We start from the raw sequence: 12,591 nt of genomic DNA, 5'->3' as shown, positions 1-12,591 counted from the left end.
TTTCTTATATTCGCAGTCCGGAAATAAAAGCCGATATTATGAGTTTGCAAAGTAAAGTAATGGAGGAAATAAAGGCAGCGATGAAAGCCAAAGACACGGTGTCTTTAGAGGCTTTACGTGCCATTAAATCAGCTCTGTTACTCGCCGGGACAGAAAGTAGTGCCAAAGAACTGACCGAAGCAGATGAGCTGAAGTTATTGCAGAAACTGGTAAAACAACGCAAAGACAGTGCGGCAATCTACACGGAACAGGGCAGGGAAGACCTTGCAGAACCGGAAGTAGCCCAGGCAGCGGTAATCGAAAAGTTCCTTCCGGAGCAGATGGGAGAAGAAGAAATTGCTGGAATAATCGAAAAGATCATCGCCGAAACCGGTGCCGAAGGCATGAAAGATATGGGGAAAGTGATGGGGCTTGCTACTAAACAACTGGCCGGAAAGGCAGACGGAAAGGTTATTTCCACTATAGTAAAACAAAAATTAGCATAAATAAGTAACCCGGACTTTTATAGTTCTGGAATATGGCTCCGTAGTTCAACTGGATAGAATATCAGATTTCGGCTCTGAGGGTTGGGGGTTCGAATCCCTCCGGGGTCACCAGATGCAAAAAAGAAAGAGGCCGTCTAAAAAGTTTTAGGCGGTCTTTTTATATTTAGCCTATTTGCTTGTTTTCAACTTGAACTAGCAAGAGTTGAGCGTTAAAAAGTTAATGAGTTAATAGGTGTTGTGGGATTATGCCCTTATCCCTACCTTTTTAAGATTGTGAGCCATGGCCACAAGCCCTATTTCGGTTTCTACCTTATCAAGTCCCCTGAGCATAAAGCGTTTGAAGTCCATATTCTGTTTTGGCACTTTCAGAAGAAAGTAACTTTAGACATACAACAGTAAAATTTAAGCATACACCACGAACAAGCTCGGGCGATTTTCAGTTAAATTGTCCGAGTTTTTTGTGTTTTCCTCTTTCCTGATATTTTTGAGGAGGAATCCGGTACTGCCAGGACATAGGTATCCCAGGGATTTTTTGGGGAGGTTAAAAAAATTAAGCTGTTTTTTGCAGCCTTGCCTGAGCCATACGCCTGCCGATCTCCAGAGCATTAGCCGTGTGGATACCTAAGAAGATCCACAAGGTTTCTGTAGCCCCTGTCCTGGCCTTGACTTTCTTTAAGTGGTAGTATTCTTTTTCCTTGCCAAAGCTCCCTTCTAAAGAGGAGGCTCTTTCCTTAGTGATGAGTTGGCCAAGTTGCTTCTGGGCCTTATGGTGTTTGGAAGGCCTGCCTTTAGGTTTAAAATCAGTTTGGATATTATGGGAGGTAGCAAACACCCGATTTTTATTGGTGGCATAAATGGCATCGGCCCCGGCGATCTTCACTTTGGTTTTGGTCATTCCCTGGGCCTTATAAATGGTCTTGGTAAAACGTGTCCCTTCGTTAAAGGCATTGAAGCTCAGGTGTTCGATAAAACTGATCCTGTCGATTTGCAATTTGTGTACTTTGGCTCCGAACTCCACCTGTTTGATTTCCTTGCCCCTGACGATGGGACGCAGGTAATCCTTGCTCAAACTGATAATCCGTCCTTTAGGCTTGTTCCCAGTAGTAAAGTAAACATACTGCTGGGCATACACCTTTTGGATAATCCTTAGCCGATTATAAAACCGCTCAGGCATGGTAAAATCATATTGCTTTTGCAACTGTTTTACAAAGGCTAACAATTTATGCAATAACTTGAGTAAGGCTCGGGTTAGGCTGCGGCGTTTCTTTACCGTTTTCTTACGCATTTTACTATAGCCTATGTAGCGCTGTTTCCATTTGCGATACTTACTGCGGGGGCGAGCAATGCCTAAAACCTTACAGATTTGACCGACTTGACGATATAACCAATCTACACACTCCCACAACAGTTTTTGATTGGTAGGATAACGCACTTCGCTCTCGTAACAAGTGGCATCCATAGTGATGTTTCCCGGTTCCGCTATATAAGCCTTCCAATGGGCATAAAGCGCCTTTTCCACATCTGTTATGGACAAGCAAGCAGCCAGCTCACAACGGATCTGGCTGACGATCTTGTAATTAGTGATTCGTTTTAACCCCAGGTGGATATCGCAGAAGAACTGGTAATCGATATTGCTATTGAGTTGCTCGATAAGTTTCCGGTCAGAACAACCTGCATGATGTTTTAAAAACATCAATGCCAATCGCCCGCGGGGACTGAACATCATACGGGTACCCTTGCCAGACTCTTTGAGCCCAAACTCCCTGACCATCGCATCCCAGGGAACTGCACAGTATATCTTACCTAAATCACTCTCGAAAAAGCGTTCCCGATAAGCGGTTAATTGTTCGGTGGAAGATAAAAACGAAAAAGTGTGCTGTAATTCCGAAAATCTTTGTAATTTCATCAGTATCAGTAAAAGAAAAACCCCGTTTTTTGGCGCTTTGGCCAATTTTTGGGGTTTTGTTTCTCTAATTTACAAACTAATTCACTGAATTACAAATGTTTATTTACTTCTGAAAGTGCCTGTTTTATATTCCCAAAAACGGCTTCCACATCCCAGCACCTTCTTTTTCGGTGGGCAATGCCTTCTTTTGAGAGCAACAGTGCTTTGGCCTTTGCCTTTAACCGTATCAGTTCATGGTTTCTCATAATGATCCGGTTGCCTTTGGCTTTATGGCAGCTGCCCCTTAACGGGCAGCCCTTACAGTTTTTTGCCCGATAGAGGTCATAGACCTGTAGGTTGCAAAAAACGGATAAAAGTGAGCAGTGTAAATGAAGTGTTTAAAATCGATTCATTCTTGGTGTAAAGTTAGCTTTTATTTCTTAGTTTCTTCCGCATGGATTCTCCCTTTATATCAATCCGGTGGGCAGTATGTACCAGGCGATCTAAAATAGCGTCTGCAATAGTCTGTTCCCCGATAGTTTGATGCCAGGCCTCTATAGGGAGCTGAGAAGCCATAATCGTGGAGCGTTTTCCGTGCCTGTCTTCTATGATTTCCATCAACATTTGCCTATTGATATGATCTAAGCCTTTTAGTCCAAAATCATCAAGGATCAGTACATCCTGTCTTTCCAGTTTGTTGATCTGTTTGATATAAGACCCGTCAGCCTTTGAGGTTTTGAGCATGGTAAAGAGTTTATTGGCATTAAAGTACATCGCCTTATATCCCAGTGAACATGCTTGATAACCTATGGCTGAAGCGATATAGCTTTTTCCAGTCCCTGTGCTACCTGTAATCAATATGTTTTCCTTTTTATCTATAAATTGACAGGAAGCAAAGCGTTGTATTTGATTTTTATCGATGTTCCTGGCAGTGTCGAAGGCGATGTCTTCCATCACGGCTTTGTACCTGAACTTTGCGGCCTTGGTCAGGCGTTCAATTTTTCTGTTCTGCCGGTCATCCCACTCGGATTGCAAGAGATAGGCGATCAGCTCATCATTGGTATAAGCGATGCTCTGCGAGGACAGAGCGCTCGTAAAAGCCCTATACATGCCATAGAGCCACTTTATCCGTTCTTTCCATTAAATCCTCCACATCAAAGATCTCCAAGTGGTAAATATTACATCAGACTTGAAAAAGAAGCTAAACCCGCTGCTCATGGTTTAGTTAAAGTCTTATTTGATAAAAGAAGAGTTCCTCAACTAATAGCAGAAATAGAAATTAATCAGCGAGATGAATCAATCGATGAAATAATCTGTAGAGTGAGAAATGAGTCTGAGGTTCCTGCGGATAAAGTTTCTTTTTTGCTTGATATTTATAGTGGAGAGTGAATTTTCGTTTAGATTTTATGATGATGATTTAGGAGAAAAATATTCAACATCACTGAATGCAAATCAGGTGCTTGTAAGCTAATTCCTCAAAAAATAAATGACAAAACTCAGGTGATTTTAAATTTATATTTGTTAAAATATTCTGATATTGTGAAAACCAAGAGGTAAATTTCGTGAAAAGAAAGTATATTAGTGTGGAGGTAAAAGAAAATGCTTAATATAAGAAGTAATCTAAACTACTTCTAGTAAAATAATCACTAATGAAACATCTACCATTTTTATTAACCCTAATTTCCTTTACTTTGTCTGGACAAAAAATTGAAACAAAAAAAATAAATTCGACTATACTAGAACAGGAAAGGAATCTGTGGATTTATACCCCTTGGCAACATGAAGAATTTCCGGAAAAGAAATTAGAAGTTATTTATGTTTTTGACGCTCAGGCGAGAGAATATTTTGATATGGTACATTCTACTATACAGTTTATGGGGGGAGAGGAATTCGCTTTTCTGGTAGTCGGGGTAGAATCCCCATATATTGAGGATAAAAAACAGAATAGGAATACAGATTTTTTACCGAACGCGATACACAGTGAAACTTTAGAGAGCTACGATGGTTATTGTGGTGGGGCAAACAAATTTTTGACTTTTATACAGAAAGAGTTGATCCCCTATATAGAAGATCAATACCCCACTTTACCTACAAGAGTTGCTGTAGGACATTCTAATGGAGCTACGTTTATAAGCTACGCCCTTTTAAGAAAAAATGACTTATTTGATGCTTACATAGCTATTTCTCCTAATTATGCTTATGATCAGGGACAATTGGTGGACCGTTTAAAGAAAACCATCCCTGAAACCCAGGAAAGGAAAAAATTTCTATTCATTAGTCATGCCAATGAAAATAGTCAAACGGATAGCCGATGGAAAAACTGGGAAGAATGTCGTGAAGAAGTTGAGAAGATTCTAAAAGAAAAGAAGTGGAGTTCTAAAATTCATTTAGAAACGAGAGATTTTTCTGAGACGGAAAACCATGAGTCTACCTTTCCTATTGGTGTGTTTTATGGGCTTAAGTCCTATGTTGATTATCAGTTTAGGACAGGAGTGAATATCACAAAATACTACGACCACTTGACCAGACTCGGATTGGTGGAGTTAACTCCCCAAAATGTCAATTCCATGGCCTATGAGTGTTTTTGGAACGATAGGATTGAAGATGCATTGGTAGTGATAAATTGGGCTGTTAAAAAATTCCCCCAAGAACATAATCTTTACGATAGCCGGGGTGAGTTCTACGAGAAGAAAGGTAATCTGAAACAGGCAGCAGAATCGTATAAAAAAGCTATGGATATCCTTTCTGTTACAGCGAAAGGACTGGACAAAAGAACCTTTGAAGAAAAAATGAAATTATATCAAGAGAATTATGAACGGGTAAGTCAATGATTATATTTATTTTTTGTATTAATATTTTTCATTAACAAAAAAAGTGATGGAGAATACGTAAACTATATAACTTGAGTATTTTATTGGGTGCTTTAAGAAATATGGTTAAAGTTTCCATGAGTTTGTTAAAAAATACTAATTTAGTAAAATTGCTCCGATTACCGTGAACCGTTTTATCACTACATTTTTAATCAGTGCTATATACAATTGTGTATTATTCGGACAAACAGATACATTATTAAGCCGACCTTATGAAAAATTGGTAGAGAGTTATGGTAAAGGTGCTTCTTTTGAAAAAAAAGAAATCTTTGCAAAAGCCATAATACGAAAAGCCAAAAAAGAAAAAGATACTTCTTGGATCATATCTGGTTATCACATAATGACTGATTTATACAATGATGTTAATGTCCTTAAATATTGTGACAGCATTATTTCCTTAAGTACTAATCCGGATGATAAATACTACCCTGCAACCGCTAATTTGATTAAAGGAGTATACTACTACAATAAACGTGATTTTCAAAAAGCCCTGGACGAATATCTCGTAGCAAAGAAACTGGCTACCAGAAACTATAATCCATACCTAATTCAAAAAATTAATTACAGTATAGGGATTTTAAAAGATAGAATCGGCGAAAGTGAAGAAGCCTTAAAGATACACCAAGAGAATTTTTCTTATACCCGCAAAAATATTCAATTAGTAGACAAACAAGATTACCTCTTTTCCATTTTTGCTTTGGCTAGTACTTTCAATGATTTGAGAATTTTGGACTCTGCCTCTTATTATAACAATTTCGGGGTCAAAGAAGCTATAAAGTTAGATAACGAAACGGAATACAATCATTTTATTTTAAATGAAGGGGTTACTCTTTTTTATCAAAATAGGTATGCAGAAGCATTAGATAGTATTGAAAAATCAACAGCGTATTTTGAAGAAATAGAGAACTTGCCTAATATGGCTGTGGGGTATTTTTACTCGGGAAAAGTCTACTCCGAACTTGGAAAAACAGATTCCACTATTCTTTATTTCAAGAAGGTAGATACAGTTTTTCAAAAGAATAATGATTTGCTTCCAGTGGTAAGGGAGAGTTATGAGTATCTCATAAATCATTACAAACAACAGAACGATCTGAAACAACAGCTGATATATATTAAACAGCTTATAAAGCTGGATAGTATATTGTACAATGACAAAATATATCTCAGCAGTAATATTGTAAGAGAATATGATATTCCCAGACTTATGTCTGCTAAAGAAAATGTTATTACATCATTGCAAAGAAAGGAAGCTCGCTCTCGATTTGTTATCCTGTTTGTTTCGATTGGATTGGTACTGATGACCATTTTATTCTGTTATCAATACTACAAGAAAAAAATGTATAAAAGGAGATTCGAGGATATTTTTAATAGTGAACAAATTGATCTTACCTCAGCAACTAAAAAATTAGAAAGCCAAAAAGACAGAGATAAAATTGATTTGCCAGAAGAAGTTGTAAAAAATATCTTATTCGATCTTGACGGTTTTGAAAAGGACAAAAAATTCCTGAATTCAAATATTACCATTCAGATTCTTGCTAAAAGAATAGGAACTAATTCAAATTATCTTTCAAAAGTTGTAAATTTTTATAAGAAACAATCTTTTATCAATTATATTAATCAGCTGCGAATAACATATGCCATTGAGGAATTAAAAACAAATACAGAATATAGAAAATACACGATCAAAGCTATTGCCAAAGAGTTTGGTTTTAACAATAGTGAATCCTTTTCATCGGCGTTTTATAAAAATACCGGGATAAAATTGTCCTATTTTATTAAGGAGCTTTCCAAGAAGGATATAAAACATGAGGCTTTGGTCGAGAAATAAACCGAAATTCATGAATTTCGGTTTATTTCCACATAATTTTAACAATTTTATACTCTATTACGAAATAAGTTTGTTCTGTTAATCTAAAATTTGAAAAATAATGAAAAAAAAGAACAAATCTTTGGGACTGAACAAATTTACTATTGCTAAATTAAATAATAGCCAAAACATAGTGGGAGGAAATCCCCCCGATGACGGTACTGACCAAGGTAATGGAGGTGCTAAATGTCTGCAAACATCTAAAATAGTCATTGAAAATGGGGCATAAATTTTAAAGGTATTGTTTAGAAAGAAGATGACTTTGGATATATTTCAAAGTCATTTTTTATATTTATATCTATTTAACTGAAAATCTCTGCTATGCTAAAAAAGCTCTTTATCCTTTTATCTTTCTCTGTTGGCTTATTCCTTTTTTGTTGCAAACGATTTCCTGAGCTTCCCTACGTGTCTTATCCAAGTACACATCCTAAGAAAAAGGTGCAACTTACCGAAAATGAATTAAAGGATTGGTATCATAAAGACATTGTGGATGATACCATTCCCGGGATTAGTTTGGAAAAAGCGTATGATTTATTATTAAAGGATAAAAAAGGTAAAGAAATTATCATTGCAGTTATAGATATGGAGGTCGATATTGAACATAAAGATTTACATGATCAAATATGGATAAACGATAAAGAGATTCCCAATAATAATATTGATGATGATGATAATGGGTATGTAGACGATATTCACGGCTGGAATTTTTTGGGAAACAATAGAGGTGAAAATCTCAATTTTATGAAATATGAATACACTAGGATTATAAACAAATACGATAGTTTATTCAAAGACAGAGATATAAGTCATATCTCATTAGATAAAAGAAAACTTTTCTTGGATTATACAAGGGCTAAAAAGAAGTACAAGGAAAGAATGGAATATGCTTTAGAAGCTAAAAGGAATAGCGATCTGTTATATGACGGTTATTATTTGGCCAAGAAAGAACTTGCCCAATATTTTCCTTCAGAAAATTATACATTGGATAAACTGGATAGTCTTAAAAATACTTCTGTAGATACCATAATGAAGGGGCATATTACACTTTTATTTGATTGTATCAAATATAACATGACTGAAAATTATATCAAGGAATACAAGTTACATGCAGATGAGCGCATTAATAAATTGTTGAATCTATCTTATAATGACCGAGAAATTTTAGGAGATGACCCGAACAATATTTCGGATACAAAATATGGTAATAACAGGGTAAGTGCCCATACAACTTTTTTAGATCACGGCACTATAACTTCAGGAATCATTGCGGCGACAAGGTCTAATAACACTGGAATAAAAGGGTTCTCGGATAACTTCAAAATTATGCCCTTATGTACTTCCTCCTATGGAGATGAACACGATAAAGATATTGCTTTGGCAATTAAATATGCAGTAGATAATGGAGCTAAAGTCATTAATATGAGTTTCGGAAAGGAATTTTCAATGCATAAGAACTGGGTGGATAATGCCATTAAATATGCAGAAGAAAACAATGTACTGATTGTTACGTCTGCAGGTAATGATGGATACAATCTGGATAAAGAGGAGTTTTTTAATTATCCAGATGACAGCGATAACAATGGAATAGAGTTAGTTCAAAATTTCATCAAAGTTGGAGAAAGTGGTTATACTCTGGATGAAAAGCTGATAAGTTCAGAAAGTAACTATGGTAAAAAAAGTATAGATGTTTTTGCTCCTGGAACTAACATTTACACTACCTCCACAAAACCTGAAAAGTATGAGGTTGTCAATGGGACTTCTTTCTCTTCTGCTATGGTTTCTGGTATCGCCGCTCTATTATTTTCCTACTTTCCAAACCTTACTGCTTCCCAGGTAAAAAAGATTATCCTGGAATCAGGAGTTTCCTATGATATAGATTGCACAATATCAGGAAATGAGGACGGAAAAAAACAACCTTTTACCGAGTTTTCTAAATCTGGAAAGATAGTTAATGCATATAATGCCCTACTTATGGCTGAAAGGGAATTTTCTAAATAACAATATTTTTTCTTGTCTTTTTATGTAGAAGTCATCTAAACTTTTCTCCATTGGCTGCAAAGTGGTCTTTTTACCCCATATTTTGCTTTTTTTTTGCTCCGTAGCTAAGGCTATGCAGCAAAAAAACTGTATCTGGAACACCCCCCTGTTTTGCGCTTCAATTAAAAAAGTTTAGATGACTTCATAAGGATAAGTTTCGCTTAATAGTTAGAATAACGGAATAGTCAATTTTTAAATTTATAAGAAGTACTCCAAAATTAACAGGAAACTACTCCAAAACAGTTTCGAGAAGTCCATGCAAGGTGGGTTTGTGGAGAAAACACAAGTGTCACTTGTCATTTTTGTCGATCTGCCTAAGTATATTCAAGAGGCTACAACTATTCCAGATACTAAAAAAACTGGGGCTTGGCCTAGTATACCTTGTGTTATACTCCCGATAAAATATAGGCTACCGCTAATGAATATAAGAATCTTTGAATAAATGCTCTGGAATTCACGAATTTCAAGTCGAAATTCATGAATTTCGATTATAACTACTTGTTTTTAAATAATATCCCTAATAATATTGATGATTAAATAACCCCTTCTTACAAAATGAAGTTTCAAAATAGAGAAAGATTGTTTATGAATTTAACGAGTTTTTTCTGTAATCTTATGCAAATTCCTTTTTTTTCATATTCCAAGTTTCAAATTTCTGGAAAAGTGACAGAAGCCAATGGACAAGAACTTGAATTTGCTAATGTTCTTTTGAAAGATTCCACTGATAATATCATGACAGATGTTTTTACGAATAAAGATGGGGTTTATACAATAGTAAATGTCTCTAAAGGGAAGTATACCGTTATTGTAAGTTTTATAGGGTATAAGAATCAAATTAAGGAAATACTAGTGGATAAGGATATAGAACTTGGTCCAGTGGCATTAGAGGAAAGAGGCATTGGCATCTTAAGTAAAAGAATATAAATTCTCTCGATTGTTGGGACAAAGTATTATAAAATAGAGTTTAATAATAGGATTGAAAGAGAAAAATTCATAATAAGAATTTAGATAATATTCCATACGAAATGGTTTCCGGAAGCAAACGATAAAACATGAAGAATACAAAAAAAATCCTCATTTTTATTTTAGTTTTTATTTCCTATACCTCCTTTTCTCAAACGTATAAAGGTGTAGTTGTTGACTCTCAAAATAACCCAATTGAATATGCAAATGTTATTGCTAAAAGTCTCGATGATATAACTATTACTGGGACTATTACCAATAAGTCTGGGGAGTTCGAAATGTTGGTACAATCTAGGGATTCCTTTAATCTTACAATTAGCTTTATCGGTTATCGTGATTGGTCTAAAATCATGGAACCTAATATGAACTTGGACTTAGGGGGAATAACTATGAGCGAAAGTATTAGTGAACTTGAGGAAGTTGAAGTGGTTGCCAAAAAGCCAATCATAGAAAGAAAATTCGGTCGATTGATTTTTAATGTTGAAAACAGCGTTGTGGCTTCAGGGTACGATGGAATGGAAGCTCTTAAATATGCTCCTAAGATTGACCCGACCAGCCAGGGAATTAAGATGATTGGTAAAAGTTCCCTAGCCGTTATGGTTAATGACCGCTTAATTAATTTAGGAGGTAAGGATTTGGAAGCATATCTCAAATCATTACGATCGGAAAATATTTCTAGAATTGAAATAATTACTACTCCCCCTGCCAAATTTGATGCCCAAGGAAATAGTGGTTTGGTGAATATAATATTAAAAAAACGTGTGGATATAGGCTTTGATGGTTCGGTTACAGCGACCTATATACAAAGAAAGTACGCTGGCTTTATGCCATCGACGTATTTAAATTACTCTACCGAGAAACTCTCAATGGCTTTTAATATCTATGCCGATAATGAGATTAAAAAATACGAAGCGGAAACCAGTTTTTTATACCCTAATTATAGACGTAATTCAGATTCTGGACGTAAGCAAGAAATTAAAGGATTGTCCAGTGGATTGAACTTGGAATATCGATTTACCAATAAGCAAAAGGCTGGGGTAATTCTAAATGGTAATTTATGGAACACCGATGAAAAACTTGACAACATCATTAAATATCGTACTTCACTTAATAATCAAATTGACTCAACATTAGTAACTCCATCCAGAAATTCAAATGATTATCATTATTTATCTACATCCGCTTATTATGATATCGAATTGGATAGTATAGGGAGTAAGTTACAGTTCAATTATAACCATTTGGAGAAAAATAATGAAGATGATAGATCACTTTCATCAATAGTTTATCAAGGGGATTTAGGAACTAATTTAAATTCAAACTCAGCTACAAGTAATTCAGAGGCAACTTATAGTGTGAATTCCTTTAATGTGGATGTTATTTTACCAATAAATGAATCTAAATTAGGATTTGGAGGTAAAGCGACTTTTATTGAAAACAATAGTAATATCGACTATTTCGATACTTCAACGGGAGCTCCAGTCATAGATGAAAGTCAAAGTGATATTTTTAGGTATAATGAAGATATTTTAGCATTGTATACTTCCTTTGAGAAATCTTTTGGAGAGAAAGTATACCTAATTTTAGGACTTCGCTTTGAAAATACTCGTACAAAAGGATACTCCGTTACGTTGGCTTCCGAAAACTCCAATAGTTTTAGTACTCTGTTTCCTTCTGCAACTCTGGCGTATGATCCAAACGAGAACCATTCGTTTTCCATTGGATATGCAAAACGCATTGATAGACCAGGTTTTTCTGATGTTAACCCATTTAGAACGTATACCGATTTCTTTTCATATGAAGCAGGAAATCCTTTGTTGCTTCCGTCGATTACTCATAATATAGACTTCTCCTATCTCTTTAATAATAATTTGGAAGTAAGTTTTTATTATTCATTACTTAAAGATGCAGCAGATTATATCACTCTATCTTCTTCCAACAGTAATATTATTATTTCTCGACCAGAAAACTTTTATGACCAGCATACATTAGGTCTTGATGTATATTATAATTGGGAACCAATAAGCTGGTTTGCTAGTAATAATGGTTTTAGTGCATATTATAATGATTCAGATTCCAATCTGCCAGACATAACGTTATCCAATGTAAGCGGATATGGTTATTATGTATCTACGCGAAACACTTTTACATTAAACAAAGAAAATGGAAATAGTATATATGTGAATTTTTTTCAAAACTTTCCCTCCTATGAAGGTCTTTCCAAAATTTTCAATAGAGCTAATCTTCAAATTGGTGCGCGTTTCTCATTCCTTGAAAGAAAATTACAATTAAATATTTCTGCTAGTGATATTTTTAGGCAAAATCGAAATCGGGTAAAAGAAGTGTATCAAGACTATATCTTCACTTCCAACATATACAATGATATTAGGAGACTCAATATCTCCTTAACCTATAAGATAGGTAACAATAAATATAAATCATCTAATCGAAAGATAGATGACTCGGAGAAAAATAGAATGTAAC

Annotated in this window: 10 protein-coding genes, 1 tRNA gene and 1 pseudogene; 8 read left to right on the top strand and 4 right to left on the bottom strand. The window is 35.3% G+C overall.

Going from position 1 to position 12,591, the window contains the following annotated elements:
* The first annotated feature begins 38 nt into the window (after nt 1-38).
* Nucleotides 39-485 carry a GatB/YqeY domain-containing protein gene (locus tag ACVBDU_RS07375; RefSeq protein WP_447179121.1) on the top strand — a complete coding sequence of 149 codons (447 nt, stop codon included), beginning with the start codon at nt 39-41 and terminating at the stop codon, nt 483-485.
* 34 nt (nt 486-519) lie between these two features.
* Nucleotides 520-596: transfer RNA gene (locus ACVBDU_RS07370), tRNA-Arg, on the top strand.
* A 132-nt stretch (nt 597-728) separates the two neighbouring features.
* Here ACVBDU_RS07370 and ACVBDU_RS07365 read toward each other — a convergent pair.
* The 4 genes and pseudogenes from ACVBDU_RS07365 to istB form a co-directional block, all read right to left on the bottom strand.
* Nucleotides 729-833, bottom strand: coding sequence for a transposase (locus ACVBDU_RS07365; RefSeq protein ID WP_447179120.1), 105 nt, complete (start codon nt 831-833; stop codon nt 729-731).
* A gap of 202 nt (nt 834-1,035) precedes the next feature.
* Entirely contained in the window at nt 1,036-2,436 is a 1,401-nt protein-coding gene (locus tag ACVBDU_RS07360) for a transposase (protein ID WP_447179119.1), read from the bottom strand.
* Nucleotides 2,437-2,513: 77 nt separating this feature from the next.
* A pseudogene (locus ACVBDU_RS07355) lies at nt 2,514-2,708 on the bottom strand (transposase); the annotation flags it as partial.
* 88 nt (nt 2,709-2,796) lie between these two features.
* Nucleotides 2,797-3,480, bottom strand: a complete 684-nt coding sequence (istB, locus tag ACVBDU_RS07350) for an IS21-like element helper ATPase IstB (RefSeq protein WP_447179118.1) — start codon at nt 3,478-3,480, stop codon at nt 2,797-2,799.
* A 539-nt stretch (nt 3,481-4,019) separates the two neighbouring features.
* Here istB and ACVBDU_RS07345 point away from each other — a divergent pair.
* The 6 genes from ACVBDU_RS07345 (at nt 4,020) to ACVBDU_RS07320 (ending at nt 12,590) form a co-directional block, all read left to right on the top strand.
* Nucleotides 4,020-5,201, top strand: coding sequence for an alpha/beta hydrolase-fold protein (locus ACVBDU_RS07345; protein WP_447179117.1), 1,182 nt, complete (start codon nt 4,020-4,022; stop codon nt 5,199-5,201).
* A 163-nt stretch (nt 5,202-5,364) separates the two neighbouring features.
* Nucleotides 5,365-7,068 (top strand): helix-turn-helix domain-containing protein, encoded by a 1,704-nt coding sequence (locus tag ACVBDU_RS07340; RefSeq protein ID WP_447179116.1) that lies wholly within the window; start codon nt 5,365-5,367, stop codon nt 7,066-7,068.
* A gap of 100 nt (nt 7,069-7,168) precedes the next feature.
* Nucleotides 7,169-7,336 carry a class I lanthipeptide gene (locus tag ACVBDU_RS07335; RefSeq protein ID WP_447179115.1) on the top strand — a complete coding sequence of 56 codons (168 nt, stop codon included), beginning with the start codon at nt 7,169-7,171 and terminating at the stop codon, nt 7,334-7,336.
* Between the two features lie 92 nt (nt 7,337-7,428).
* Entirely contained in the window at nt 7,429-9,105 is a 1,677-nt protein-coding gene (locus tag ACVBDU_RS07330) for a S8 family serine peptidase (RefSeq protein ID WP_447179114.1), read from the top strand.
* A 624-nt stretch (nt 9,106-9,729) separates the two neighbouring features.
* On the top strand, nt 9,730-10,068 hold the full coding sequence (locus ACVBDU_RS07325; protein WP_447179113.1) for a carboxypeptidase-like regulatory domain-containing protein: 339 nt from the start codon (nt 9,730-9,732) through the stop codon (nt 10,066-10,068).
* Between the two features lie 128 nt (nt 10,069-10,196).
* Nucleotides 10,197-12,590, top strand: a complete 2,394-nt coding sequence (locus ACVBDU_RS07320; RefSeq protein ID WP_447179112.1) for an outer membrane beta-barrel family protein — start codon at nt 10,197-10,199, stop codon at nt 12,588-12,590.
* Nucleotide 12,591 lies beyond the last annotated feature (1 nt).

Source organism: Sinomicrobium endophyticum (assembly GCF_052983315.1).
This window is presented reverse-complemented; position numbering and strand designations above follow the sequence as displayed.

What these genes read in the sequence shown, in the direction of transcription:
- ACVBDU_RS07375 (WP_447179121.1), top strand. Translation starts at nt 39, where the DNA reads ATGAGTTTGCAAAGTAAAGTAATGGAGGAAATAAAGGCAGCGATGAAA.
- ACVBDU_RS07365 (WP_447179120.1), bottom strand. Translation starts at nt 833, where the DNA reads ATGGACTTCAAACGCTTTATGCTCAGGGGACTTGATAAGGTAGAAACC.
- istB (WP_447179118.1), bottom strand. Translation starts at nt 3,480, where the DNA reads ATGTATAGGGCTTTTACGAGCGCTCTGTCCTCGCAGAGCATCGCTTAT.
- ACVBDU_RS07345 (WP_447179117.1), top strand. Translation starts at nt 4,020, where the DNA reads ATGAAACATCTACCATTTTTATTAACCCTAATTTCCTTTACTTTGTCT.
- ACVBDU_RS07335 (WP_447179115.1), top strand. Translation starts at nt 7,169, where the DNA reads ATGAAAAAAAAGAACAAATCTTTGGGACTGAACAAATTTACTATTGCT.
- ACVBDU_RS07330 (WP_447179114.1), top strand. Translation starts at nt 7,429, where the DNA reads ATGCTAAAAAAGCTCTTTATCCTTTTATCTTTCTCTGTTGGCTTATTC.
- ACVBDU_RS07325 (WP_447179113.1), top strand. Translation starts at nt 9,730, where the DNA reads ATGAATTTAACGAGTTTTTTCTGTAATCTTATGCAAATTCCTTTTTTT.
- ACVBDU_RS07320 (WP_447179112.1), top strand. Translation starts at nt 10,197, where the DNA reads ATGAAGAATACAAAAAAAATCCTCATTTTTATTTTAGTTTTTATTTCC.